This window comes from Streptomyces sp. NPDC005648 (assembly GCF_040605395.1).
Classification (GTDB): domain Bacteria; phylum Actinomycetota; class Actinomycetes; order Streptomycetales; family Streptomycetaceae; genus Streptomyces.
In genome coordinates this window covers 13932-38066 of the sequence record NZ_JBEXCS010000004.1, presented here as the reverse complement: position 1 = coordinate 38066, position 24135 = coordinate 13932, and the positions used below count along the sequence as shown (strand labels likewise).

The 24135-nt window shown below is 69.7% G+C and carries 26 protein-coding genes and 1 riboswitch; of the genes, 16 read left to right on the top strand and 10 right to left on the bottom strand.

The genetic code is table 11. The features are described 5' to 3' along the window. Window positions 1-9 precede the first annotated feature (9 nt). From ABZT17_RS03475 to ABZT17_RS03450, 6 genes are all read right to left on the bottom strand, one after another. Window positions 10-294: a hypothetical protein gene (locus ABZT17_RS03475; RefSeq protein WP_356343152.1), complete on the bottom strand. Its 285-nt coding sequence runs from the start codon at window positions 292-294 to the stop codon at window positions 10-12. Window positions 295-529: 235 nt separating this feature from the next. After that, window positions 530-865 carry a hypothetical protein gene (locus ABZT17_RS03470; RefSeq protein ID WP_356343150.1) on the bottom strand — a complete coding sequence of 112 codons (336 nt, stop codon included), beginning with the start codon at window positions 863-865 and terminating at the stop codon, window positions 530-532. A gap of 9 nt (window positions 866-874) precedes the next feature. Next, window positions 875-2365: a hypothetical protein gene (locus ABZT17_RS03465; protein ID WP_356343148.1), complete on the bottom strand. Its 1491-nt coding sequence runs from the start codon at window positions 2363-2365 to the stop codon at window positions 875-877. Further along, window positions 2362-2658 carry a WXG100 family type VII secretion target gene (locus ABZT17_RS03460; protein ID WP_356343145.1) on the bottom strand — a complete coding sequence of 99 codons (297 nt, stop codon included), beginning with the start codon at window positions 2656-2658 and terminating at the stop codon, window positions 2362-2364. Before ABZT17_RS03460 ends, ABZT17_RS03465 begins: the two co-directional genes overlap by 4 nt. 118 nt (window positions 2659-2776) lie before the next feature. Then, window positions 2777-2977 (bottom strand): DUF397 domain-containing protein, encoded by a 201-nt coding sequence (locus tag ABZT17_RS03455; RefSeq protein ID WP_356343143.1) that lies wholly within the window; start codon window positions 2975-2977, stop codon window positions 2777-2779. 6 nt (window positions 2978-2983) lie between these two features. Further along, window positions 2984-3820: a helix-turn-helix transcriptional regulator gene (locus tag ABZT17_RS03450; protein WP_356343141.1), complete on the bottom strand. Its 837-nt coding sequence runs from the start codon at window positions 3818-3820 to the stop codon at window positions 2984-2986. Window positions 3821-4022: 202 nt separating this feature from the next. Between ABZT17_RS03450 and ABZT17_RS03445 the strand changes: the two genes are divergently transcribed. After that, window positions 4023-4442 carry an ATP-binding protein gene (locus tag ABZT17_RS03445; RefSeq protein WP_356343139.1) on the top strand — a complete coding sequence of 140 codons (420 nt, stop codon included), beginning with the start codon at window positions 4023-4025 and terminating at the stop codon, window positions 4440-4442. A gap of 32 nt (window positions 4443-4474) precedes the next feature. On the opposite strand, the gene ABZT17_RS03440 is transcribed toward ABZT17_RS03445, so the two are convergent. Beyond that, entirely contained in the window at window positions 4475-4918 is a 444-nt protein-coding gene (locus ABZT17_RS03440; RefSeq protein WP_356343137.1) for a hypothetical protein, read from the bottom strand. 249 nt (window positions 4919-5167) lie between these two features. Between ABZT17_RS03440 and ABZT17_RS03435 the strand changes: the two genes are divergently transcribed. Together ABZT17_RS03435 and ABZT17_RS03430 are read left to right on the top strand one after the other, a co-directional pair. Further along, window positions 5168-6139: a hypothetical protein gene (locus ABZT17_RS03435; protein WP_356343134.1), complete on the top strand. Its 972-nt coding sequence runs from the start codon at window positions 5168-5170 to the stop codon at window positions 6137-6139. Between the two features lie 70 nt (window positions 6140-6209). Next, a complete protein-coding gene (locus ABZT17_RS03430) occupies window positions 6210-7952 on the top strand; it encodes an insulinase family protein (RefSeq protein ID WP_356343132.1) in 1743 nt (580 codons plus the stop codon). Here the strand turns inward: ABZT17_RS03430 and ABZT17_RS03425 are convergent. Then, the gene (locus tag ABZT17_RS03425) at window positions 7940-8329 is read right to left on the bottom strand and encodes a hypothetical protein (protein ID WP_356343130.1); all 390 of its coding nucleotides are present in this window, start codon (window positions 8327-8329) and stop codon (window positions 7940-7942) included. The genes ABZT17_RS03430 and ABZT17_RS03425 overlap by 13 nt on opposite strands. A 361-nt stretch (window positions 8330-8690) precedes the next feature. Here ABZT17_RS03425 and ABZT17_RS03420 point away from each other — a divergent pair, with 361 nt between their 5' ends. From ABZT17_RS03420 to ABZT17_RS03360, 13 genes are all read left to right on the top strand, one after another. After that, window positions 8691-9515 (top strand): glycoside hydrolase domain-containing protein, encoded by an 825-nt coding sequence (locus ABZT17_RS03420; RefSeq protein WP_356343128.1) that lies wholly within the window; start codon window positions 8691-8693, stop codon window positions 9513-9515. A 61-nt stretch (window positions 9516-9576) separates the two neighbouring features. Further along, a complete protein-coding gene (locus ABZT17_RS03415) occupies window positions 9577-9915 on the top strand; it encodes a hypothetical protein (RefSeq protein WP_356343125.1) in 339 nt (112 codons plus the stop codon). Window positions 9916-9960: 45 nt separating this feature from the next. Continuing rightward, window positions 9961-10602 (top strand): HAD hydrolase-like protein, encoded by a 642-nt coding sequence (locus ABZT17_RS03410; RefSeq protein WP_356343122.1) that lies wholly within the window; start codon window positions 9961-9963, stop codon window positions 10600-10602. 170 nt (window positions 10603-10772) lie between these two features. Beyond that, complete coding sequence (locus ABZT17_RS03405) at window positions 10773-11420, top strand: SurA N-terminal domain-containing protein (RefSeq protein ID WP_356343120.1); 648 nt, start codon at window positions 10773-10775, stop codon at window positions 11418-11420. 70 nt (window positions 11421-11490) lie between these two features. Beyond that, complete coding sequence (locus ABZT17_RS03400) at window positions 11491-12468, top strand: nucleoside triphosphate pyrophosphohydrolase (RefSeq protein ID WP_356343117.1); 978 nt, start codon at window positions 11491-11493, stop codon at window positions 12466-12468. A 72-nt stretch (window positions 12469-12540) separates the two neighbouring features. After that, complete coding sequence (locus tag ABZT17_RS03395; RefSeq protein WP_356343115.1) at window positions 12541-14772, top strand: hypothetical protein; 2232 nt, start codon at window positions 12541-12543, stop codon at window positions 14770-14772. After that, window positions 14769-16046 carry a cytochrome P450 gene (locus ABZT17_RS03390; protein ID WP_356343113.1) on the top strand — a complete coding sequence of 426 codons (1278 nt, stop codon included), beginning with the start codon at window positions 14769-14771 and terminating at the stop codon, window positions 16044-16046. Before ABZT17_RS03395 ends, ABZT17_RS03390 begins: the two co-directional genes overlap by 4 nt. Before the next feature lie 177 nt (window positions 16047-16223). Then, a complete protein-coding gene (locus ABZT17_RS03385; RefSeq protein WP_356343110.1) occupies window positions 16224-17258 on the top strand; it encodes a transglycosylase family protein in 1035 nt (344 codons plus the stop codon). A gap of 142 nt (window positions 17259-17400) precedes the next feature. Beyond that, window positions 17401-17622: riboswitch (cyclic di-AMP (ydaO/yuaA leader) on the top strand. A gap of 3 nt (window positions 17623-17625) precedes the next feature. Beyond that, window positions 17626-18309: a transglycosylase family protein gene (locus tag ABZT17_RS03380; RefSeq protein ID WP_356343108.1), complete on the top strand. Its 684-nt coding sequence runs from the start codon at window positions 17626-17628 to the stop codon at window positions 18307-18309. A 297-nt stretch (window positions 18310-18606) separates the two neighbouring features. Beyond that, the gene (gene eno, locus ABZT17_RS03375) at window positions 18607-19902 is read left to right on the top strand and encodes a phosphopyruvate hydratase (RefSeq protein ID WP_356343106.1); all 1296 of its coding nucleotides are present in this window, start codon (window positions 18607-18609) and stop codon (window positions 19900-19902) included. A gap of 114 nt (window positions 19903-20016) precedes the next feature. Continuing rightward, window positions 20017-20493, top strand: coding sequence for a septum formation initiator family protein (locus tag ABZT17_RS03370; RefSeq protein WP_356343104.1), 477 nt, complete (start codon window positions 20017-20019; stop codon window positions 20491-20493). A 24-nt stretch (window positions 20494-20517) separates the two neighbouring features. Beyond that, window positions 20518-21153, top strand: coding sequence for a DUF501 domain-containing protein (locus ABZT17_RS03365; RefSeq protein WP_356343101.1), 636 nt, complete (start codon window positions 20518-20520; stop codon window positions 21151-21153). Beyond that, on the top strand, window positions 21150-22091 hold the full coding sequence (locus tag ABZT17_RS03360; protein ID WP_356343099.1) for a Ppx/GppA phosphatase family protein: 942 nt from the start codon (window positions 21150-21152) through the stop codon (window positions 22089-22091). The genes ABZT17_RS03365 and ABZT17_RS03360 overlap by 4 nt, the downstream gene beginning before the upstream one ends. A gap of 13 nt (window positions 22092-22104) precedes the next feature. Here ABZT17_RS03360 and ABZT17_RS03355 read toward each other — a convergent pair whose 3' ends face one another. Both ABZT17_RS03355 and ABZT17_RS03350 read right to left on the bottom strand, forming a co-directional pair. Further along, window positions 22105-23139 (bottom strand): Gfo/Idh/MocA family oxidoreductase, encoded by a 1035-nt coding sequence (locus ABZT17_RS03355; RefSeq protein WP_356343096.1) that lies wholly within the window; start codon window positions 23137-23139, stop codon window positions 22105-22107. After that, window positions 23136-24134 carry a Gfo/Idh/MocA family oxidoreductase gene (locus tag ABZT17_RS03350; protein ID WP_356343092.1) on the bottom strand — a complete coding sequence of 333 codons (999 nt, stop codon included), beginning with the start codon at window positions 24132-24134 and terminating at the stop codon, window positions 23136-23138. Before ABZT17_RS03350 ends, ABZT17_RS03355 begins: the two co-directional genes overlap by 4 nt. Window position 24135: the final 1 nt, after the last annotated feature.

The following is a 24135-nucleotide window of genomic DNA, read 5'->3' as shown; positions in this document are numbered from 1 at the left end:
GTTGGTAGGCTAGTGTCCCGTGATCCTGATTGTGTTAGTTCGAGTTGTTATTGACGTTCTCACGCTGGTCTGGACGATTCGGACCTTGGCGAGGATCTCGTCGGCGGTGGCGGTGGCGGTCCAGGTGAAGGGCTTCGGGTTCTCGTTCCAGGAGTCGATGTAGTCGCGGATCTGCTTTACCAGGACGTGGACGCTGGAGAACGTGCCACGGCGGATGGACTGCCAGGTGATGAGATCGCCGCCGATCTGCGGGAATTCAGCGTCCCAGCAGGCAGATTTCGCGACCTCCGTCAACTTTGGCGGAGGTGGCCGCGGTTACGTCTTTCACTGCCACTCCTGTAGTGAGGCCGCCTTCCTCTGGCAGAGATGAAGACCGCCTGAAGGCATTGGAGCGGCTCTTCGATGCGGCGCAGATCATCCCCGCCGATCACTTCAGGGCATCGGTCGCTTGGCTTCTAGGACAGAGGTACGGGTCTCAAGAACAGGCCCGCCTGGTGTCGTCCTCCGCTGAGTGCGAGGTCGGCGGATCTCACTCGTCGACGGTGATCCAGCAGATGTCACCCGATTCCGGTGAATGGCCGAGGGATTCCATTTCGGATTCGATTCTGGACAGGGTGGCGGCCTTGTCCGTGTCCCACGGCACGAACGGCTTTTCCGGGTCGGCGGTCAGGTCGCCGGCCTTGGCTCCCAGGTCAAGCAGCTCGCCGACGATGCGCAGGGTGAGCTGCTTTCGCTCGTCCATGCCGTGCCCCTTGCCGAGGAGCTTTCCGACCGTTCCGGTGATCACGGAGAAGCCGAGCCAGTCTTCGTGTACGTAATCGGCCAGATAGGAGAACTCTTCTCCGTATTCCTCTTCCGTCGGCATGCCGTTTCCTCAGTGTTGCGGTATGTGGAGACGCTTGGCGTCCAGGCCGTCTACGTCGTTCATGTCGATGGTAGGGCCCCCTGATTTGCTGAACGGCCGATACGTCACCGTGGACGGGGGGTCGTCGGACAGCCGCCAGACCTCGATGTTCCCCTTGGGCGTCGCCTTGATCTCCGGCTCGCCAAGGCGCTCGAACAGTTTCTGCCGTGTTTGCTGCAGTTCTTCCTCACTCACCATGCGTACGCCCTTGGCGTCCTCCTCGCCGACGAGGTTCCCCTGGTCGTCCGACATGACGTCGCGAACGGCTTTCGACCTGTCCTCATAGGACTTCGGCAATCCTTCGTCCTCGGAGTCGTCCGCGGGCGGTTCGTCGTCTCCACCTCCGGTCGGAGGCTCGTCTCCACCCCCGCCTCCGCCGCTGCCCCCGCGTCCGCCGACGCCGGCCGGTTCCCGGGCCTCCGTCTCGGAGAGTTCTCGTTCGAGGACCTGGCTGACCTCGGTTGTCTCCGCGTCCACCGCCTCGATCTCGGGTACGCCCTCTGCGGCGGCCTGGAGGGAGATCTCGATGTCCGCGATCATTTCGGTGCTGATGGAGCCGACCGCCGCGTCGAGCGTGACCTCGACGTCGCCGAGGATCGCGGCGGCCTCCGTGGCGTCGAGGGCGCCCGCGGCGGCATCCGAACCGCCGACTGTGAAGACGGTCAGCAGAATGCCGGCCGCCGTGGTCAGGCCGATCGCGACACCGGCCTCGGCCAGCTTGGACTCGGTCCGGCTGTGCGCGTCGTCGATGGCCTGGGCGAAGGAGTCGCAGGCCTTGGCGAGTTCGTCGCAGGCGTGCTTGGCGGTGGAGAGCGGGGCCTTGCCGCCGGTCTCGCCGTCCTGCCACACCTTGCCCCAGAACTCGGCCATCGCGTCGATGGAGTCGTCGGAGTTGTTCTCGGTGATGGCCAGAACATGGCGATGCAGTCCCGTGCCGAGAGTGTCGATGGCGGTGGACGCGGTCCGGTACGCGCCGGCTGCCGCTCGCAGTCTGTCCTGGTGCCCGTTGGGCCAGTACTTGGCGATGGCGTCGGGCATCGACGAGTCGCCGGGCCCGATCGCCGACGCCGGTTCCGGGTAGGTCACGTCTGCGAACACCACCGGCGGCGAGTACTGGTCGGGCCCGCCGGCGCCTGCCTGGGCGTTGGAGTGGTGGTCTGCCTTGAGGAAGTTGTTGGCGGTCGTCACCAGGCCCGTGGACGCCTGGCCGATCGCACGGGCGGAAGCGGACAGCGCGGTGAAGAGGGCTTTGGCCGCCGGGTCGTACTTCGCGCCGAACTTGTGCCCGTAGTCGTCGTCGCCCGCCATACCGCCGGCGTTCTGAAGCGCCGAGTTCAGTGTGCTGGAGATGGAGTCGATGGTGTCCTGGCCGCTCGCGAAGTGCAGGCCGACGCTGTAAAGGTCCTCCGGATAGAGGTTGATCGGCCCGCCGCTGCCGCCGGCATCGGCCGGGCGGCTCATCGGCCGCGCCACATACGTACGTTGGCGGTCCGTGCCCCCGCGTAGTTGCCGTGTGCCGTTTCGACGATCTTCTGCAGGCGGCGCAGCGTACGGTGTAAGTCGTGGGAGGCGGACTGCCACCGCCGACAGTAGTCACCGAACGCGTCATGGGCGTCGCCCTCCCACGTCTCCGCTATTCGGCTTACGGCACCGTCCAGCTGCGTCAGGTGCTCCTGGAGCGCGTCGGCTATCGAGCCGATGTCCTCCGTGGCCTGGGCCAGTGTTTCGAACCTGACCGTCAGTTGTCCCGGCATCCGTTCCCCCGTATCCGTCGACGACGCGAGGATGTCACGGTCGGGTAAGCGGAACGAGTGTCGTCATCCTTGCGAAAGCAAAAGCGTTCCCGGAATTGCCCGTTGCTTGACCTGCGGATTACCCCGCGATGTATTGCTGTGGCATCTTCGACTTCACAGCCGCGAGGAAGGCGGCGAAGGTTGGCGGGGGGAAGGCGAGGGTCCCGTGGGCGGGGTTCTTGGAGTCGCGTATGGATACGTGGGTGGGGGAGTTCGCGATCTCCACGCACTCGTTGCCGTCGTCAGGGCCTGAGTGGGACGACTTCCGCCAGTTGTCCATGAGGCATCACAGCTCTCTCGTCAGCCGGTTGATGAAGTCACGCGACCGTTCGGGGTCGAGTGACACGGCTTCCACTTTACGAAAGCGGGTTCGAAAGGCGCCGAGTTGTGCTTCGGAGTCGATGAAGGACGATCCCTGGGGTACATCTCGTACGACCGTGTCCAGCTTGGGCACAGGGCCGCCCACGTACGTCATCGTGCTGGCTGCTCTCGCGAAGCCGTCCAGTTCAAAGGGGAGTACGCGCACGGTGACGTTGTCCGCTCCGGACAGTTCCAGAAGCCTGGCGAGCTGGGTCCGGGAGGCGGCGCGGTCGCTGACCCTGATGCGTAGGGCCGACTCGTGGATCACCAACTCGTAGGGAATGGCGATCTCCTGGCCGGCCATTCGATGGCGGACCCGCAACTCAAGCTCCTCGTCGGTCAGTTCCGGCACCCTCGCGGAGAAGACCGCGCGAGCGTAGTCCTCCGTCTGCAACAGGCCGGGCACGTAAAGGATCGCGACGTCACGACGGAATGAGGCGTGGTGGTTCAGTTCGGACAGGTCCAGGAACGACGTGGGCAACAGCCCCCGGTACTCCTCCCACCACCCGCGCGTACGGTCGATGGCCATCGCCACCAGAGCGTCGATGAACTCCTTGTCCGTGCAGGCGTAGTGAGACGCGAGGCGCCGTACCCGTTCCTCGCTCACCCCGACGAGGCCGGATTCGATGTGGCTCATCTGCACCCGGTTCGCCCCCAGCAGCGCCGCCGCCTCGATGGCGGTGAGGCCTGCCGCTTCGCGGAGCCTGCGCAGTTCGAGCCCCAGGCGCATTTGGCGTGCGGTCGGTTCGCGATGCTGGACCATCAATTGCTCCTCGTTCGAGGGTGATTACGCGATCGGCTTGCGTGGGGTTACAGGTTACCCCTACCGTCGGTGACGCGACGCACACACTGCGGAACCATCGGGATCCCCGGAAGCGCACCGCTCCGCCCTGCCATGGCGGCCGCGGCACTGCCACCGACAAGCCCGCCCTCCGAAACCCCCACTCCCGAACCGGAGTCGACCCATGCCCGAAACCCAGTCCCAGGAGCCGTGGGAGTACACCCTGTACATCCCGACCGACCCCCGAGCCGTCACCGTCTGCCGCCGTACCCTCCGGCTGATCCTCACCATGCACGGGCTCATCGGCCTCGTCGACCTCGCCGAACTCCCCGCCACCGAGCTGGTCTCCAACGCAGTACGCCATACCAAGGGGCCCGTTGCGTTGCGTGTGTGCTGGGCGGGCGGTGTGCTACGTATCGGTGCCTGGGATGCCGATCCGAAGCCGCCCGAACCGCCGAAGGCCTGGGGAAGGGTCGGTGAGTTGGACGAGGACGGCCGAGGGCTGGCGCTCGTACGCGCCTGCTCCGATCAGTGGGGCTGGCAGCCGCTGGCCAGGCACGGCCGTCGGGGTAAGTACGTATGGTGCGAGTTCGCCGCCGCCTGAAGCGGGCCGTGCGGGACCGGCGCCTCAGAGGCTCACCGCGTCACCCTCAACCCCGCCACGAACCGCGGCCCATCCCCCCGATGCTGCACGGGAAACGTCACCTTCAGCGCCCCCTCCTGCCCCTCCACCGACAGGTGGGTGACGTACTGCAAGCCCAGGAAGGCCTTCTTCGAGCCTCCCGCCGACACATACGGTCGCGGCAGGTTCAGCAGCAGCTTGCCCGGTCTGCCGCCCCGGTTGCCGTCGAAGAAGAGGAGGCGTTGGTCGGTCATGGCTATGTAGAGCGGGCGGGGTGTGACCGTGGCCATGACCGTCCCCGCGCTGAGCACACCGACCGCCACCGCCGTGAGCGCCTGCTTGCGGGCCGAGACCGTGCCGACGCCGGCCAGGGAGAGGAACTCCACCTGCTCGCCCTGGAGCAGCAACGGGGTCGCTGTCTCCATCAGTTGGCGGGTGCGGCGGGAGTTGAGGGCCATGAGGGCTCCAGGGTGCGAAGGGGTTGGGCCGCGCCGAGAGGTCCGGTCGCAGGCGGGTGGAAGGCGGAAAGGGTACGCACATGCGCTCGACAGAGGTTCGCCGGGAGGCGCCGCAACCCCCAATCCATACCCTCCCTTTACTCGCCCCTTGACCTCTCATTGCCCCCTCCTTACCAACCCTCTCACCCACCCCGACCTGCGCTTTCCCCCACCACCCCCCTGTCACAGCCCTCGCCTAATATCCGCCGCATGTCGCAAGCAGCAGCAGCCGCCGCCTCCTCCTCGTCCTCCCTCCCACCCCCCGACTTCGAACCCGCCTCCGCCTTCCCCGAAGTCACCTGGCTGCGCGGCGCCGCCGCGGCGAAGGACTGGGCGTCGATCCGGCAGTACATCGACGGGCTGCCGTACGGGACGGACCGCAGTTTCGCCGTCGTGACGCTCGCCGGGGTGGACGGGATCGAGGAGTGGCTGCGCCCCCTCGTCGCCGCCGCTCCGGACGACGTACTCGCCCTCACCGTCCTCGGTTCGCGCGAGGTGGACATCGGCTGGGAGATACGCACCTCGGCCCGTGCCCAGCACGTCAGCAAGGCCCAGTTCGCGGGGCTGCACGCGCACCTGCGGCAGGCCGAACAGCTGCTGATCAGGGCCACCGCGCTCGACCCGTCGTACGACGCGGCCTGGGTCGAGCGGATCACCACCGCCATGGGACTCCAGCTCGGGCAGAACGAGGCGCGGCGCCGTTACGACCGGCTGGCCAAGCATCATCCGCACCACCTCTCCGCGCAGCGACGGCTGTTGCAGCAGTTGTGCCCCAAGTGGAGCGGCAGCTGGGAATCGGCCCACGGCTTCGCCCGCGAGAGCCTGCTGAGCGCGCCCGAGGGGGCGATGAACGGCTGTCTGGTGGCCGAAGTACACCTGGAGCACTGGATCTCTCTGAAGGGGCAGGAGCGCGAGGCCTATCTGCGGCAGGAGCATGTGCGCGCCGAGGTCGTCGAGGCCGCCGAGCGGTCCGCCCTCCATCCGCACTTCCACCGCGGATACGGCTGGGTCGGCGCCCAGAGCTCTTTCGCCGCGGTGTTCTCCCTCATGGGCGACCTGCCCCGCGCCGCCGCCTGTTTCCGCGCCCTCGGCAACCTCGCCTCCGAACACCCCTGGAACTACCTGGGCGAGCCGGCCGAGACGTTCGTACGCCACCGGGACGCCGCCCTCGCCAGGGGATGACCACCCGCATGCAGAAACCGAACAGACCGAACAGACCCGACAGACCACACAGACCGAACAGAAGGCGAAGATGAACCCCCAGGCCCCGCCGGCCGACCTCTACCTCACCGAGGTCGACGGCATACCCACCCTCTTCGCCTACGCCAACGGCCCGATGCGCGCGGGCCTCGTCTTCCGTGTCGGTGTCGCCGACGAGACCCTCGCCCGCGCCGGTGTCACCCACCTCGTCGAGCATCTCGCCCTGTACCGCCAGGGCCTGGCCGACTACCACTTCAACGGCGCCACCAAGGCCGCCTTCACCCACTTCCACGTCGAGGGTGCGGAGCACGAGGTCGTCGCCTATCTCCAGGGCGTCTGCGCCTCGCTCGTCGACCTGCCCATGGACCGGCTGGAGACCGAGAAGGAGATCCTGCGCACCGAGGAGTCCCGGCGCGAGGACCCGCAACTCCCGCTGTGGCGTTACGGCGCCCAGGGGTACGGGCTGGTCAGCTTCCCGGAGTGGGGCGTGCGGAACCTGCGCCCGGACGACGTACGGCACTGGGCGCACACGCGCTTCACCCACGGCAACGCCGTGCTGTGGATCGCCGGCGACCGCCTGCCTGCCGGGCTGTCGCTCAAGCTGCCCGACGGCGGCCCCCGCCATCCGATGCCCGCCGTCACCTCGGCGCTGCCCACGATCCCCGCGTACTTCTCCGACGGCCGGGGCGGGGTCCTGCTCGACGCCGTCGTCAGCGACTCCGCGGCCGCCCGGCTGTACGCGGGCGTCCTGGAACGCGAACTCTCCCGCGCCCTGCGTCAGGAGGGCGGCTACTCCTACACCGCCGCCACCGACTACACCGCCCGCCGTGACGGCTACGCCCTCCTGACCGCCTTCGCGGACTCGCTGCCCGCCAAACAGGACGCGGTGCTCGGCGGGTTCGTCGACGTCCTCGCGGGGCTCCAGGTGGGCCGGATCGCGCAGGCCGACCTGGAGGCCGTACGCACGCGCAACGACGGGACCCTGACCGGGCCCGACTCGGCCGTACGACGGCTGCCGGGCGCGGCGGAGGATCTGCTCGCGGGACGGCCGCCGCGCACCGTCGACGAACTGCGTTCCGATCTGTGGGCGGTGACACCGGGGCATCTGCACGCCGTGGCCGTGGAGGCGGCGGGGACGGCCCTGATGCAGGTCCCCGCGGGGCACACCGCGAACTGGGCCGGGTACACGGCGGCCCCGACGAGTTCGTCGTACGCCGTCACCGGACGGAGGTTCGAGACCGGGCAGGGCGGCGGAAACGCTCCGGCTCTGGTCGTCGGCGACGACGGCGTCAGCCTGACGGCGGCGGCCAAGGACGGGACACAGGAGGCGGCGACCGTGCTCTACCGCTCCTGCGCCGCCGTACTGAGCTGGCCCGACGGCGGTCGCCGCTTCATTGGCACCGACGGCATCACGGTCGACGTGGAGCCCGGTGCGTACGGCGTCGACGCGCACACGATGGCGTCGATCGACGTCGCCGTACCGCCTGAGGCCGTGATACGGCTGCCGCCGCGCCCGCAGCAGCCGAAGGCGCCGCCGCGGCAGCCTCGGTCGACGGCCGCGCCCTCGGGAACCGAGGCGCCCGCCGTCCGGCGCACCGGGCGTCAGACGGCCGCCGTGGTCGTCTTCGGTCTGCTCAGCGGTCTCTTCGCCTTCATCGCCCTCGCCGTCACCGTCTTCGGCCACGATCCGCAGACCAGCACGGGGGAATGGGCGGGCCTGTCGGGATTCCTGTGGGGGGTCACCGCGCTGCTCGCCTGGCCCGCCGTAAGGATTCTGCGCCGCTACCGGAGGTAGGGGTTCCCGGCCGGCGGCGGAGGCATCGGCGCCGCGCCGTACATGGGTTGTGGCTGGGCCTGCGGTTGCGGCTGCTTCGGGAGCCGTTTGTCGAACAGGGCGAACAGGAGCAGGCCCGACGCCAGCAGCAGGGTCAGGAGGACGGCGATGCCGAGGAAGGGGTCGCCGTCGCCGTCGCCCCGAACGGCCGCCCAGGGCAGGGTGATGCACTCGTACAGCGCGAACGAGGCGAACGCGCCCCAGTCCGACGGGCGGCCCCGGCGGATGGCCACGTACAGGAACGGCACCCACACCAGCAGACCCAGCGACACCCACGGCAGCAGCCCCCAGGCGATCCGCTGGAACCAGCCGGCCTCCAGGCGCTTGTCCGTCCTCACGTCCCCATCCCCATCCCCTGCGTCCCCATGGCCGGAGATTAGGGCAAGACGGACGGTTCGGAGGCCGGGTTCCGTTCTTTGCCTTGGCATAAGGGAATCTTGTGGCGATCGGGAAGTTGTGTTTCCCATGAGGAGGGACGCCGTCGGTTACGTTGCGATGCGCTTCTGGCGCCACGCGACATGTCCTACGGCCTCAACCGGCCGCAACCGGCTTGAACCGGCCCGGATCGGCTTGGATCGGTTCCAAGCGGGTTCGAACGTCGCGTAGTTGCGCCGTACCAGGGGGCTCAGAAACGTTCAGCAGTCGTCGTCGTATCGCGCTCGCGCGTGTGTACGTATGAGTGATGGGGTGGGAACAGGCATGGCCGAGCACCGGCAGTCCAGGAAGCGCAGGTACATCACGTGGGGCGTGGCGGGTGCCGCCGTCCTCGCGGGCGCCGGGATCGCCGCGACGAACTCGATGGCGGCCACCACCTGGCCCGCGCAGAAGACCTTCACGGGTCGCGCCTTCGACACCTGCGCCGCGCCCTCCCTCGCCGCGATGAAGGCCTGGCACACCGGTTTCTACGGTGCCGCCGCCGTCTACATCGGCGGCAAGAACCGCGGCTGCAACCAGCCCAACCTCACCGCGTCCTGGGTCAAGTCCGTCAGCACGGTCGGCTGGAAGCTCATCCCGCTCTACGTCGGCTCCCAGCCGTCCTGCGGCTCCGGCGGCTCCGTCAAGATCAGCGCCTCCACCGCCGCCGCCGTCGGCAAGAGCGAGGCGGACGACGCGGTGGCCAAGGCCTCGGCGCTCGGCATCAAGGCCGGCAGCCCGATCTTCCTCGACATGGAGGCGTACGACACCACGAACACCTCCTGCAACAACGCCGTGCTGACCTACGTCCGCGCCTTCGACAAGGAGCTGCACGCCAAGACGTACCGCACCGGTTACTACGGCTTCACCAGCTCCAGCGCGAAGGCGATCGCCACCGCGACCAACAAGACGGACCTGCCGGGCAACCTCTGGTACGCGCTGTGGGACAAGACCAACACGACCACCTCGGACTGGCCGTGGGGCAGCACCCAGTTCACCGGCCACAGCCGCGGCCACCAGTACATGGTCAACAGCAAGGAGGCCCGCGGCGGTTACACGATCACCGTGGACCGTGACGCGTGGGACGGCCCGGTCGCCATCACCGGCTGACGCTGACGTCGGCACGGGCACGGGCACGCGCGCGTACCGCGTATCGAGGAGGGTGAGTCGGGTGAGTCCGGTGATTCGGGTGAAGGTCTTCGCCATGCCGGCGCTGCGGACGACCGCGGTGCGGGCCGGGTTCGCGCTGCTGCCCCTGGTCAGCCTGGGGCTGCTGTGCCCCGTGCCGTCCCTGGTGCTCGCCCTGCGGCGGCGTGCCCGCGCCGACTGGTGGGCCTTCGCCGCCTTCAGCGCGGTGCTCGCGGCCTGGATCACCGACCTCGGGACGACCTCCGACGACACCCACGGTGTGCTGTTCGCGTCCGACCTTCTGCTCATCCTCCTGTCGATGGTGGGCGCGTCGATGCACGCGTGGAAGGCCTGGCCCCGGCGGGCCGCCGGGCTGGGCTGAGCCGAGAGCGGGGCACGGCATGAGAGCGGACGGGTAACGGGGACAGTGGGCAAGCAGGTCAGACAGGTCTCGCAGGGGCGCCCGGCGCCGGGGGCGAAGGCGGGGCGGCTCACGGGCGTGGGGCGTGCGGCCGTGGCGTGGCTGCGCGCGCTGCGCGGGCGCACCATCGCGTGGGCGGCGGGCGCGCTCGTCGCCGTGGGCGCGCTGCTCGTGGCCGGCACCCTCCTCTTCGGGCACCACGACAGTCGGCCGCCCATTCCCGCCACCCGGGCCCGGCACTACGCGGACGTCGACGCCTGTCTGCTCACCGGTGAGAAGGGAATCACCGCCGGAGCCGCCGCCGAGGTCTGGCAGGGCATGCAGGACGCCTCGCTCAAGACGCACGCGCGTGTGAGCTATCAGCAGGTGATGGGGGAGCAGACCACCGGCAACGCCCGGCCGTTCCTCAACAACATGCTCCAGGGCTCCTGCGACGTCGTACTCGCCGTAGGGAAACCCGAGGTCACGGCGGCGGCACAGAGCGCGTCCCGGCACGGGAAGGTCGGCTTCGTCCTGGTGGGGGACGGGGACGAGGACGCAGACGGCGGCAAGGCATCCGGGGCGAACGTGACCGCCGTCCGTACCGGCGACGGACTGCGCGCCGATGTCGCCGGGGCCGTCGAGCGGGCGGTGGCCGGAAAGGTCTGAGCGGGGCGCGTCGCACACCCGTACGCCCCTGCGGGCACCGTCGTGGCGTGCCGGTGCCCGAAGCCCAGATGAATCGTTGGTCCAATGGGTTGGCCCCAGCCGTCCCACTGCCTACCATCGATCACCGCAAGACTTTGTGCACCGTCGCACAATCTCCTCGGGAGGCTTCCTTGCACCGCCGCCGTCGCACCGCGCTCCTGCTCACCGCCGCGATCGCCGCCGCGGCCCCCCTCCTCACCGCCTGCGGGAGCGAGGCGCATCCCGGCGCGGCAGCCGTCGTGGGCGGCCGGCGGATCACCGTCGCGCAGCTGGAGAACCGCGTCAACGAGGTACGCACGGCACAGCGCGCGGCCGTGGCGAACGACGCGCAGTACAAGCAGGCCGTCGCCCAGACGGGCAGCCTGACCCGGGACACGCTCCACAACATGGTCCTCGACCGGGTGCTGCACCGCGCCGCCGTGGACGAGGGCGTGACCGTCAGCCCCAGGGAGATCCAGCAGATGCGCACCGGCCTGGAACAGCAGGTCGGCGGCTCGAAGGCGCTCGAGACGGCCTGGCTCCAGCAGTACGGCGTCGCCCCCGAGCGCCTCGACGACAACCTCCGCCTCCAGCTGGAGGCGCAGAAACTCGCCCAGGCCCTCGGCACCGACACCAGCAAGCCGGCCTTCTGGAGCGCCCTGTCCACGGCCTCCAAGGAACTCCACGTCGACCTGAACCCCCGCTACGGCGCCTGGGACGTCCAGAAGAGCAGCCGCGTGGACGCGAAGACACCGTGGGTGCGTGAGGTCACGGCGGCGGCCTCACAGGGGACGGCGTAACGGTACGGCGGCGCCGGCCGCCCTGTGGAAAACTTCCGGGGCTGTCGGCGCGGTGGGTTACGTTCGGATCGTGAACGCAACCAGTGCCGAAGCCGCCCCCGGCCGCATCATCCTGCTCACCACCAGCCACCGCGTCGCGCCCGGCCTGCTGTCCTGGCCCGCCTGGCAGGCCCTGCACGGCGCCGACCGCGTGCTGTGCGCGGACGGCGCCCACCCGCAGCTGCCATATCTGCGCGAGGCGGGCATACGGGTCGAGGAGGCGGCGCCCACGGCCGAGGAACTGGTCGCCCTCTGCGCCGGCGGCCGCACCGTCGTGGTCGTCGCCACGGGCGAGGGCGAACCGGCCCTCACGGACGGCCTCGCCCGCCTGGCCGGCTCGGGCCGCGTCCACATGCCCGAACTGGAACTCCTCCCCGCCTCCTACGACCTCCCCGGCGCCCGCCTCCTCGACCTCGTCCAGGTCATGGACCAGATCCGCGCCGAATGCCCCTGGTCCTCCCAGCAGACCCACAAGGGCCTCGCGAAGTACGGCATCGAGGAGGCGTACGAACTGGTCGAGGCGATCGAGGAGGGCGACCGCGACGAGCTCCGCGAAGAACTGGGCGACGTCCTCCTCCAGGTCGTCTTCCACTCCCGCATCGCGGAGGAGGACCCGGACGCCCCCTTCTCGATCGACGACGTGGCGGGCGGCATCGTCACGAAACTCATCCACCGCCACCCACACGTCTTCGGCGACGAGACCGCCTCCACCCCGGAGGAGGTCAAGGCCCACTGGCTCCGCACGAAGGCCATGGAGAAGCAGCGCGAGTCGGTGACCGACGGCATCCCCCTGGGCCAGCCGGGTCTCGCCCTCGCCTCGAAGCTGGCGTCGCGAGTGCGGACGGCGGGCCTGGAGGTGGCGCTGCCCCAAGGCGAAGGCGTGGGTTACGAGTTGCTCGCATTGGCCGCGCGAGCTGAGGCAGACGGAATCGATCCTGAGGCGGCGCTGCGGATCGCCGCGCGTGCCTACCGTGATGCCGTACGGGCCGCTGAGGGACTCGGGGCTTAGTACCGTTGGCTTCACCGGCGGGTGTGAGTGGGGGCTTGTGTGTCAACGGAGTTGGAGGAGATCAGGGACTCGTTGCTGCGTGCCATGAGTGCCTCCTCGGAAGCTCGGCGATGGCTCATGGAGGTGTTGGGGCGTTCCGGAGCCCCCGCTTCGATCTGGCAGACCGACGTCCGGACGCCGATCCTCGCCCAGCAGCAGCTCGCCTGGTTGCAGGGGGTGCGTCGAGCCGACCCTGGGCTGTTCGCTGAGCTCCGCGACATCGTGACGCAGCGCGACGAGGTGGCCGCATTGAGGAGCGGAGCGGTCGGCAGTGACATCGGTGAGGCCGTCGCAGGGGATCACCAGCAGCTTCTGCTCGCTCAAGATCATGTGGCCGGAGACCATGTTGACTTCGGCGGCAGCACGTTCCACGACGAGGTGGTTGGCGTGCAGCACATCCACTACGGTGCCGCACCGGCGCAGGTGGAGTGGCGGCCCGTCCGCGACGTGGAACCCTGGGAGTTCGGCGTGCCCAGGGACCGGCACGCCGGGTCGCTGCCGGAGGTGCTGCCATATGTACGGCGAGACCGCGATGAAGAACTGGCGTCCCAGCTCCGCCACCCGGGCCTGGTACTGATCCTGGGCAAGGCGTATTCGGGCAAGTCGCACACTGCCTGGAATGGTGTGCGATCCCTGGAGGACCACCAGATCCACGCTCCAAACCCCGACGAGGACTGGCGTGCCCTCGTTGCCGGGTTGAGGGGGGAGCCCGGCCATCACGTCGTCTGGCTGGACGAGTTGACCGACCATCTTCGTGTCGGAGGCCTCGACCTGCGGATGCTGGGACTTCTCACCGACCTCGGCATCGTGGTCCTCGGCACGATGACGCCCGACGAGTACTACCGGCGTCGGGCCGGGACCACCGCGGGCGACCGGGTCGTCGCCAGGGCCCGGACGGTGGAACTGGCACGCCAGTGGAGCAGTGCCGAGTTGGAGAGGCTGCGGGTGCTCGACGACCCGCGCGCGCATCCGGCGTACATGTGGAGCGGTAGAGAAGGCGCCGCCGCGTACTTCGCGATCGGGCACCTGATGTTTGACGAGTGGCGGCGGGCAGGGACGCAGCAGGAGCACCCGGGCGGCCGACTTCTCGTACAGGCTGCGGTTGATGTGGCCAGGTGCGGCGTCGCCGGCCCCGTGCCGGCCGAGCTACTGGAGCGCGTATACGACAACTATGCAGATGGTAGCGAGGAGACCTTCGAAAGCGCCCTGGCCTGGGCAGCCACCCCGCTGTTCGGAGTCTCGGGTCTCTTGGTACGGGGCGACACGCCCGGGACCTGGCGGGCCTACGGCGCGCTGGTGGGGGAGGCCCTGCGGTCCGAGGACTTGCTGCCGGTGCCGGAAGGAGTGTGGTGGACATTACTCGGCGCGGCAGAGCACGATCTCTCACTCGACCACAAGGCTGTCCACAGAGCGGCGCAAGCGGCGTTGCGGTCGCGCATCGTAGCGGGGGACACGGCGGTGATGCTGCGACTGGCAATGTTCGCCGAGAGCGACGAGAAGGAGGCGTGGTTTCGCAGGGCGGCGGAGCGGGGCGACCAGAAGGCGATCACTTGGCTGGTGGAACTGCTGCTGGAACGGGGAGAGGAGCGCGCCGCGCTCCCGTACCTGGAAGTGGCTGCGGAGGTGGACGTCCGGGCTGGCGCTCGGTTGGGCCACATCCTCCAAGACATGGCGCTGAGCCGGCTGACGCGGGCGGCCGAGAGGGGGGACGCGGCGGCCGCGCACAGTCTCGGGCAGTTGTTGGCGGCCTGGGCCGGGCGCGAGACCGAAGCCCTGAGCTGGTGCTTGAGAGCGTACGCATGGGGAGATGCCTCGGCCGCAGCGACCGTCGGCCGACTGCTGTGGTCCCAGCACGACGCATCAGGGGCCGAGTCCTGGTTCGAGGCCGCCAGGGACGCGGGTGATCCAGAGGGGACGTACCGTTACGCGCTCCTGTTGGTCGACCGTGATGTGGAGAGCGCTGCCCTCGGCGAGTCATTGCTGCGGGACCTTGCTTCATCCGGACATACCAGGGCGTCAACCGCCTATGGCTATCAAAAGGAACGACAGGGACAGACGGCGGAGGCCCGTGAATGGTATCGGCGCGGCTACGACGGCGGCGATGTCGAAGCCGCGTACCGGATGGGTATGTCCTTGAAGGGTGCGGGGCAGCCGGACGAGGCGGCGCGCGCCTGGCTGAGGCAGGCTGCCGATCGCGGTCACCTCTATGCGACGTGGGCCCTCTCAGATCTGCGCGAGCCGAACCCGGATACCGTCATGGAGTGACCAGCCACCCCACCCCCGACACGCCCACCCCCGCCCCCGAACTCTTCACCTGGGAGTTCGCCACCAACCCCTACCCCGCCTACGCCCACCTCCGCGAGCACGCCCCCGTGCACCGGAGCCGGCTGCCCAGCGGAGTGGAAGCCTGGCTGGTCACCCGGTACAAGGACGCCAAGCAGGCCCTCGCTGACCCCCGCCTCTCCAAGAACCCGGCGCATCACGACGAGCCCGCGCACGCCAAGGGCAAGACCGGGATCCCGGGGGAGCGCAAGGCGGAGCTCATGACGCATCTCCTCAACATCGACCCACCGGACCACACCCGCCTGCGCCGCCTGGTCAGCAAGGCCTTCACGCCCCGCCGCGTCGCCGAGTTCGCGCCCCGCGTCCAGGAACTCACCGACCACCTCATCGACGGGTTCGCGGCGAAGGGCGAGGCCGATCTCATCCATGAGTTCGCCTTCCCCCTCCCCATCTACGCCATCTGCGACCTCCTCGGTGTCCCCCGCGAGGACCAGGACGACTTCCGGGACTGGGCAGGCATGATGATCCGTCACGGGGGCGGGCCCAGGGGCGGGGTCGCGCGGTCCGTCAAGAAGATGCGGGGGTATCTCGCCGAACTCATCCACCGGAAGAGGGAGGCGCTCCCCGCCAGCCCCGCCCCCGGCGAGGACCTCATCTCCGCCCTCATCCGCGCCTCCGACCACGGCGAGCACCTCACCGAGAACGAGGCCGCGGCGATGGCCTTCATCCTGCTGTTCGCCGGCTTCGAGACCACCGTGAACCTCATCGGCAACGGCACCTTCGCCCTCCTCACCCACCCCGAGCAGCGCCACCGCCTCCAGTCCTCCCTCGCGGCCGGCGAACGCGGCCTGCTGGAGACGGGAGTGGAGGAGCTCCTGCGGTACGACGGGCCGGTGGAACTTGCCACTTGGCGGTTCGCCACCGAGCCGCTCACCATCGGCGGGCAGGACATCGCGACCGGCGACCCGGTGCTCGTCGTACTCGCCGCCGCCGACCGGGATCCGGACCGCTTCGCCGAGCCGGACACCCTCGACCTCTCCCGCCGCGACAACCAGCACCTGGGTTACGGCCACGGCATTCACTACTGTCTGGGCGCCCCGCTGGCCCGACTTGAGGGGCAGACCGCGCTCGCCACCCTTCTCACCCGGCTTCCCGATCTGCGACTCGCCGTCGATCCGGCCGAGTTGAGATGGCGCGGTGGGCTCATTATGCGCGGACTGCGCACGCTTCCGGTCGAGTTCACCCCAGTTGGCTGAATGTGTCCGGTGGGACAAACGTGACACCCGCTCAAGTCTGTGATCTTCACGTGATCTGCGCGGCATTAACTTGTGACGGGTGATCGACAGCCGCTACGTTCACGGACCATGGCGGCGCCGATGTTTGGCCCAAGCTTCACGCGCCGCGGTCACTGCTGTCTCGTGAAAGGCCCCCGCATGCTCTCCGGGAACGGTCGTCACCGTCGCCCCCGCCAGGCTCCGGCACTGCTCGTCGCGGCCGGAGTGACGGGCTCCGCCATCGCCATCCCGCTGTTCGCCGCGAGTGGCGCCAGCGCGGCCGACGGGACCACCTGGGACAAGGTGGCGCAGTGCGAGACCGGCGGCTCCTGGAGCGAGAACAGCGGGAACGGTTTCTACGGCGGTCTCAAGCTGACCCAGGACGACTGGCAGAAGTACGGCGGCCTCGACTACGCCCCGAGCGCCGACCTGGCCAGCCGCAACCAGCAGATAGCCGTCGCCGAGAAGCTGCTCGACGCCGAGGGTGTCGGCGCCTTCCACACCTGTGGACTGACCTCCGGGCTGACCAAGGACTCGGGTGCCGCCGACGTCGACACGGGCGTCGCGGACGGTTCATCGAGTTCATCGAGTTCATCAGGTTCGTCCGGTTCGTCGAACTCGTCGGGTTCATCTGATTCGTCCGGAATTTTGGACTCGACTGGTTTGTCCAACTCGTCGGGCAGCTCGGCCGACGGCTCCTCGGGTGCGTCGTCCAGTGCCTCGCCCTCCGCCTCTCCCGACACTTCGTCCGATTCCGCAAGCAACAATGCCAAAACGGGCGCCTCCGCCTCGCCCACCGAGTCCGCGGCGGGCGCGTCTCGGGGAGCCGAAAGTTCGCCCGCAGATGGGTCCAAGGGTGACGACTCGGACAATTCCGAGCAGGCCGTGGGCTCTTGGAGCCTCGTCGACACCGGAGCCATCGACTCGGCCGCGGGCGCCGTCACGGACGCCGTCGGCACAGGCAGTGGCACCGGCAAGCACCGCGGTGCCGCCGCCGACGAGGGCTCGACCGGGAAGGCCGCGTCCGACGCGTATACCGTCCACGCCGGCGACACTCTCGCCTCCATCGCCGACTCCCTTGGCCTGGACGGCGGGTGGCGCGCCCTCTATACCGCCAACCAGCAGGCCATCGGCACCGACCCCAACCACATCTCCGCCGGTCAGACCCTGCGACTCCCTGCCGAACAGGGGTAAAAGTGACGGGAGTTCACGTCACACTTCGCACCGAATGTCCGGATTGGTGAAAGTGTGGGATGAGTCTCAGAAGCCCTGATCGTCTTTGAAATTCCCCGGATTCCCTGTCTACGGTCGTCACCGCTCGGCAACACGAGCCCCGACAGCCGCAACGCCGAATCCTGCCAGCGGCCGTACGGGAACAGTCGTCGCTACAGCAGCGCCGTGGGCAGGAGCGGGGGACCCAAGGTAAGTGCCGGACCCGGCGGTTGACGCCGGAGACGGCTAGGGGTGTAGCCGCGCCTCGTGAGAGCGAGCGTGCGGCCGGGCAACTCAACCGGCCCGAACCCGACAGCTCACCTCGCAGGCGTCGGTGAGGGGATCAACCATGCTGTTTTCCGGCAAGGGCAAGCACCGTCGTCCGTCCAAGGCCACCCGTGCCGCCGCGCTCGCCGGTGTCACCGGTGTCGCCATAGCCGCCCCGCTGATGGCGGCCGGCAACGCCTCCGCCGCCACCGCCTCGGAGTGGGACGCGGTCGCCCAGTGCGAGTCGGGCGGCAACTGGTCCATCAACACCGGCAACGGTTACTACGGCGGCCTGCAGTTCTCCGCCTCCACCTGGGCCGCGTACGGCGGCACCGCCTACGCCTCGCAGGCCAACCAGGCCAGCAAGGCGCAGCAGATCGCCGTCGCCGAGAAGGTCCTCGCCTCCCAGGGCAAGGGCGCCTGGCCGGTCTGCGGCACGGGCCTGTCCAGCGCCGCCTACAACGGCGCGAGCGCCTCCAGCGGCAGCTCCTCGAACACCGGCACCCGCTCCTCCGGCGAGCAGACCGCCTCCCGCTCCTCCGAGCGCACGACCGTCAAGAAGTCGACCAAGACCGTCACCACCCCGACCGGCAAGAAGGTCAAGAAGGGTGACGGCGAGTACAAGGTCGTCAAGGGTGACACCCTGAGCTCCATCGCCGAGAAGCACCACGTCAAGGGCGGCTGGGCGAAGCTGTTCAAGCTGAACAAGGACATCGTCGAGAACGCCGACCTGATCTACCCGGGTCAGCAGCTGCACCTGAAGTAAGCAGACAGCTGAACCACAGCGCCCTGACAGCCGTGTCCCCCACTGTGGGGGGCACGTGAGGGCCCTCCCCCCCCGTCCCCACGGGCTCCCCGCTCCGGTGCGTGTTCCCCCGTACGCACCGGAGCGGGGTTCTTTTTGCCCGGCGCTTGCCCCCACGTTTTGTTCCGTTCGGAAACAATTTACTCTCGGTTCTGCCCAAGGCGTGGTCGGCGACGTGGCCGATCGGCCGGAGGCGGTTAGGCTCGTCTCGCAGAGCCACCGCGCTCCTGCCGCAGCCGCGTCACATTGAAGAAGGAGATGCTCGTGCCGTCCATCGACGTCGTCGTAGCCCGGGAAATCCTGGACTCCCGAGGCAACCCCACGGTCGAGGTCGAGGTCGGCCTCGACGACGGCAGCACGGGTCGTGCCGCCGTCCCGTCCGGCGCCTCCACCGGTGCCTTCGAGGCCATCGAGCTCCGCGACGGTGACCCCAACCGCTACCAGGGCAAGGGTGTCGAGAAGGCCGTCCTCGCCGTCATCGAGCAGATCGGCCCGGAGCTGGTCGGCTACGACGCCACCGAGCAGCGCCTGATCGACCAGGCGATGTTCGACCTGGACGCCACCGACAACAAGGGCTCCCTCGGCGCCAACGCCATCCTCGGCGTCTCGCTCGCCGTCGCCCACGCCGCCTCCGAGGCCAGCGACCTCCCGCTCTTCCGCTACCTGGGCGGCCCGAACGCGCACCTGCTCCCGGTGCCGATGATGAACATCCTGAACGGCGGCTCGCACGCCGACTCCAACGTGGACATCCAGGAGTTCATGATCGCCCCGATCGGCGCGGAGACCTTCTCCGAGGCCCTGCGCTGGGGCACCGAGGTCTACCACACCCTCAAGAAGGTCCTGAAGTCGAAGGGCCTGTCGACCGGCCTCGGCGACGAGGGCGGCTTCGCCCCGAACCTGGAATCCAACCGCGCCGCGCTGGACCTGATCCTCGAAGCGATCAAGGAAGCCGGTTACCTCCCCGGCGAGCAGGTCGCCCTCGCGCTCGACGTCGCCGCCTCCGAGTTCTACAAGGACGGCAAGTACACGTTCGAGGGCAAGGACCGCTCGGCCGCCGAGATGACGGAGTACTACGAGGAGCTCGTGGCGGCCTACCCGCTCGTCTCCATCGAGGACCCGCTGTTCGAGGACGACTGGGCCGGCTGGAAGGTCCTCACCGACAAGCTGGGCGACAAGGTCCAGATCGTCGGCGACGACCTGTTCGTCACCAACCCGGAGCGCCTGGCCCGCGGTATCGAGGACGGCGCCGCCAACGCGCTGCTCGTCAAGGTGAACCAGATCGGCTCGCTCACCGAGACCCTGGACGCCGTGGAGCTCGCCCAGCGCAGCGGCTTCAAGTGCATGATGTCCCACCGCTCCGGCGAGACCGAGGACGTCACCATCGCCGACCTCGCCGTCGCCACCAACTGCGGCCAGATCAAGACCGGTGCCCCGGCCCGCTCCGAGCGCGTCGCCAAGTACAACCAGCTGCTGCGCATCGAGGAGATCCTCGACGACGCGGCGGTGTACGCCGGCCGCAGCGCGTTCCCGCGGTTCCGCTCTGCGGACCATTAAGCGCAGCAAGGGCTGATCCTTCAGGGGTTAAGCCTTAGCCAGTCGTACGTACGTCCCCGTACCGGTCCCGTACCGTGTGCGGGGACGTACGCACATGTGAAAGGGGAAGCGGAGATGGCCGTGAAGGACCGGGACCGTTTCTCCACCGCGACCAGGATCAAACTGCTCGGCGAGCAGACCGCGGCGCGGGTCTACCGATCCCAGACCAAGCGGCAGGCCCGCCGTTCCCGTCTCACCAGCCGCGCGGCCCTGCTCGCGCTGGTGCTGTGCACGCTGGTCGTCGCGCTTGCGTACCCCATAAGGCAGTACGTCTCCCAGCGCGCCCAGATCGCCGATCTGCAGCGCCAGAAACAGCAGGCGAAACAGCGGGTCGAGCAGCTGCGCGACCTGAAGGCGCGCTGGCAGGACGACTCGTACGCCGAGCAGCAGATCCGGCAGCGGCTGCACTATGTGATGCCGGGCGAGACCGGTTACATCGTGATCGACCCGAACGCGGCCAAGCAGTCGCGCGCCGACCTGGGGGCCGCCGACCGGCCCTGGTACTCCAATGTCTGGGACGGGGTCGACAAGTCCGACGCCTCCGACCAGTGACGTGACGAGAGAGATTAGTTCGTAGTGGAAACGCCTCCGCCGACCACCCCGCGCACCGAGCCCACCGACGCGGACGTCGAGGCCTTCAAGCAGCAGCTCGGGCGTCCGCCGCGCGGCCTGCGCGCCATCGCCCACCGGTGCCCGTGCGGGCAGCCGGACGTCGTGGAGACGGCGCCCCGTCTTCCCGACGGCACGCCCTTTCCCACCCTGTACTACCTGACGTGCCCCAAGGCGAACTCCGCCATCGGCACGCTGGAGGCCAACGGGGTGATGAAGGAGATGACGGACCGGCTGGCCACGGATCCCGAGCTGGCCGCCGCGTACCGCGCGGCGCACGAGGACTACGTCCGGCGCCGGGACGAGATCGAGGAGCTGACCGGCTTCCCGAGCGCCGGCGGTATGCCGGACCGGGTGAAGTGCCTGCACGTCCTGGTCGCCCACTCGCTGGCCGCGGGCCCCGGGGTGAACCCGCTGGGGGACGAGGCGCTGGCGATGCTGCCCGAGTGGTGGCGCAAGGGCGCGTGTGTGCGGCCCTGGGGGCCGCCGGCCGGTGAGGGATGGCAGACGGCCGTCTCCGAGGACGGCACGGGCTACTTCGCGTTCCGGCCCGTCGAGCCGAACGCGAAGCCCGGCGAGGGAGCCGAGGGGGACGCCCAGTGACCCGTGTCGCCGCCGTGGACTGCGGTACGAACTCGATCCGGCTGCTGGTCGCCGACGTGGACCCGGCGACCGGGGAACTGGTCGATCTGGACCGGCGTATGACCATCGTCCGGCTCGGGCAGGGGGTCGACCGGACCGGGCGGCTCGCGCCCGAGGCGCTGGAGCGGACCTTCGCGGCGTGCCGGGAGTACGCCGCGGTCATCAAGGAGCACGGGGCCGAGCGGGTGCGGTTCGTGGCCACCTCGGCCTCCCGGGACGCCGAGAACCGCGACGAGTTCGTGCGCGGGGTGCTGGACATCCTGGGTGTGGAGCCCGAGGTCGTCACCGGCGACCAGGAGGCCGAGTTCTCCTTCACCGGGGCCACCAGGGAGCTGGCGGGCAGCGATCACCTCGACAGGCCGTACCTCGTCGTGGACATCGGCGGCGGGTCGACGGAGTTCGTCGTGGGGGAGGAGCACGTACGGGCCGCCCGCTCGGTCGACGTCGGGTGCGTGCGGATGACCGAGCGGCATCTGGTGCGCGACGGCGCCGTCACCGACCCGCCCTCCGAGGAGCAGATCGCCGCCATGCGGGCCGACATCGAGCGGGCGCTGGACCTCGCCGAGGAGACGGTGCCGCTGGCCGAGGCGCGGACGCTGGTCGGGCTCGCGGGCTCCGTCACCACGGTGTCGGCGATCGCGCAGGAGCTGCCCGAGTACGACTCCGAGCGCATCCACCACTCCCGGGTCTCCTACGAGCGGGTCCGTGAGATCAGCGAGTGGCTGCTGCGCTCCACGCACGCCGAGCGCGCGGCCGTTCCCTCCATGCATCCGGGGCGCGTGGACGTCATCGCCGCCGGCGCCCTCGTACTCCTGTCGATCATGGAGCGGATCGGGGCGCGGGAGGTCGTGGTGAGCGAGCACGACATCCTTGACGGGATCGGATGGTCCCTGGCCTGACCGGCTGTCGTGGTTACGGCGTCGCCACCGCCCTGGGCGCCGGCAGCGCCACCGGCTGCCCGGTGCGCAGCGACTCGTAGGCGGCGAGCACGATCCGCAGCGAGCGCAGGCCCGCCTCCCCGTCCGGTGAGGGGCGTCGGCCGGTCCTGGCCGCGTCGAGGAAGGCGTCCAGCATCGCCGTGTCGAGATCGTCGCCGCCGGGCTCCCAGCGGGCCCGGCCGGTGACGCCGTCGTGGCCGCCGAGGAGGCGGGGGAAGGCGTCGAACTCGACGATCGCCCGCTCGCCGACGCAGGTCAGGGTGAGTCCGCCCCAGGTGGGGTGGTCCCTGGGCTGGCTCCAGCTGCAGTCGACGGCGGCGACCGCGCCGCTCGGGTAGCGGATGGTGACCAGGCCCGCGGTCTCCACGTCCAGGCCGAGGTCGGCGTCGAGGACGGAGTTGGCCTGCGCGTAGACCTCCGCCGCCTGTTCGCCGTCGAGGAGCAGGTCCATCAGGTCGGCGATGTGCACGGTGTGGTCCATCACCGCCCCGCCGCCGGCCAGTTCGCGGTCTCCGAACCAGGGCTGGGAGCGGGCCGGGTTCCAGCCGTTGTTGGTGCCGTTCACGCTGATCAGGCGGCCCAGGGACCCGTCCTGGACGGCCCGGTGCAGGGCGCCGAAGGCGGCGGCGAAGCGGACCGGGTAGGCGGTCATCAGGCCCACCCCGGCCCGCGCGCAGGCGTCCAGGATCGCCCGGGCGTCGGCCTCCGTGGTGGCCAGCGGCTTCTCGCAGAGCACGGAGGCACCGGCCGTGGCGGCCCGTTCGACGAGCTCCCGGTGGCGGGCGTTCTCGCTGGTGACGATCACCGCGTCGAGCGGCCGTGCGAAGACCTCGTCCCAGCTGTCGACGTACGCCACCCCGAGCCGCTCGGCCAGGAGCGCGCCCCGGTCCGGGTCGCCGGGCGGGGCGTCGGGATCGGCGCCGACGAGTTCCACGTCGTCGCGCTCGCGCAGCAGCGTCAGATAGGTGGCGGCGTGGACGTGCGCGAAGGAAAGGACGGCGATCCTCATACGGCGCTCCCGTGGAATTCGATCGCACGGCCCGTACGGGCCGATTCGGCGGCGGCTGCGGCGATCCGGACGGCCGCCACACCGTCGCGGGCGCTCACCCGGGGCTCGGGCCCCGTCCCGGCGAAGGCGGCGGCGAACTCCCGTATCTGGGTGGTGTACGGCGACTCTCCGAAGTCCCCCGACGGGATGCCCTCGGCGTCGCCGACCGGCCCTCCGGTGATCCGCAGGCCCGTCGAGGCGGTCGAGTCGTGTGCGGCGGTCCCGTCGGTCCCGGCGACGTGGAAGGTGGTGCGGAACGGGGTGCCCGGGGGCGCCCACACCCCCACCACCTGGCTGATCACACCGGTCTCGTGGGTGAGGACGGCGGTCCCGGTCGCCACCGCGCCCTCGGGAGCGGGCGCGGTGAGGTGACCGCACTGCTGGGCGTGGACCCGCACCACCTCGCCGAACAGCCAGCGGGCGATGTCGTAGTCATGGATCATCTGGTCGACCAGGATCCCGCCGGAGCGGGCCGGGTCGGCGAACCAGGGGCTCCAGGTGGGGTAGCGGCCGGTGCGGGTGAAGCGGGCCACGGCGACGCGGCCCAGCGCACCGGCCAGGACGAGCGCGCGCAGGCGGGCGTAGGCGGGGAAGAACCGCACCACGTGCCCCGGGTACAGGCGCAGCCCCGCCTTCTCGGCCGTCCCCGCGATCAGCTCGGCGTCCGCCGCGGTGAGCGCCAGCGGCTTCTCGCACAGCACATGCGCCCCGGCGGCGAGCGCGGACAGGGCGATCTCGGGGTGGGTGTCGGTGGGGGAGCACACGTCCACCACGTCCGCCCCGGCCATGGCCTCCTCGCGGGAGGGGGCGGCGGTGGCCGCGAACTCCCGTGCGAGGGCGGGGGCTCGGCTGTCGGGGGCGTAGATGCGCACCCGGGCGCCGAGCGCGCTCCAGGCGGGCAGATGAGCGCGCGCGATACCGCCCGCGCCGATCAGTGCCACGTCGAGTCGTGCCATC

Excerpts from the sequence above, each read along its gene's own strand:
- ABZT17_RS03470 (WP_356343150.1), bottom strand. The coding sequence starts at position 865 with ATGCCGACGGAAGAGGAATACGGAGAAGAGTTCTCCTATCTGGCCGAT.
- ABZT17_RS03465 (WP_356343148.1), bottom strand. The coding sequence starts at position 2,365 with ATGAGCCGCCCGGCCGATGCCGGCGGCAGCGGCGGGCCGATCAACCTC.
- ABZT17_RS03460 (WP_356343145.1), bottom strand. The coding sequence starts at position 2,658 with ATGCCGGGACAACTGACGGTCAGGTTCGAAACACTGGCCCAGGCCACG.
- ABZT17_RS03455 (WP_356343143.1), bottom strand. The coding sequence starts at position 2,977 with ATGGACAACTGGCGGAAGTCGTCCCACTCAGGCCCTGACGACGGCAAC.
- ABZT17_RS03450 (WP_356343141.1), bottom strand. The coding sequence starts at position 3,820 with ATGGTCCAGCATCGCGAACCGACCGCACGCCAAATGCGCCTGGGGCTC.
- ABZT17_RS03445 (WP_356343139.1), top strand. The coding sequence starts at position 4,023 with ATGCCCGAAACCCAGTCCCAGGAGCCGTGGGAGTACACCCTGTACATC.
- ABZT17_RS03440 (WP_356343137.1), bottom strand. The coding sequence starts at position 4,918 with ATGGCCCTCAACTCCCGCCGCACCCGCCAACTGATGGAGACAGCGACC.
- ABZT17_RS03435 (WP_356343134.1), top strand. The coding sequence starts at position 5,168 with ATGTCGCAAGCAGCAGCAGCCGCCGCCTCCTCCTCGTCCTCCCTCCCA.
- ABZT17_RS03430 (WP_356343132.1), top strand. The coding sequence starts at position 6,210 with ATGAACCCCCAGGCCCCGCCGGCCGACCTCTACCTCACCGAGGTCGAC.
- ABZT17_RS03420 (WP_356343128.1), top strand. The coding sequence starts at position 8,691 with ATGGCCGAGCACCGGCAGTCCAGGAAGCGCAGGTACATCACGTGGGGC.
- ABZT17_RS03385 (WP_356343110.1), top strand. The coding sequence starts at position 16,224 with ATGCTCTCCGGGAACGGTCGTCACCGTCGCCCCCGCCAGGCTCCGGCA.
- ABZT17_RS03380 (WP_356343108.1), top strand. The coding sequence starts at position 17,626 with ATGCTGTTTTCCGGCAAGGGCAAGCACCGTCGTCCGTCCAAGGCCACC.
- eno (WP_356343106.1), top strand. The coding sequence starts at position 18,607 with ATGCTCGTGCCGTCCATCGACGTCGTCGTAGCCCGGGAAATCCTGGAC.
- ABZT17_RS03370 (WP_356343104.1), top strand. The coding sequence starts at position 20,017 with ATGGCCGTGAAGGACCGGGACCGTTTCTCCACCGCGACCAGGATCAAA.
- ABZT17_RS03355 (WP_356343096.1), bottom strand. The coding sequence starts at position 23,139 with ATGAGGATCGCCGTCCTTTCCTTCGCGCACGTCCACGCCGCCACCTAT.
- ABZT17_RS03350 (WP_356343092.1), bottom strand. The coding sequence starts at position 24,134 with ATGGCACGACTCGACGTGGCACTGATCGGCGCGGGCGGTATCGCGCGC.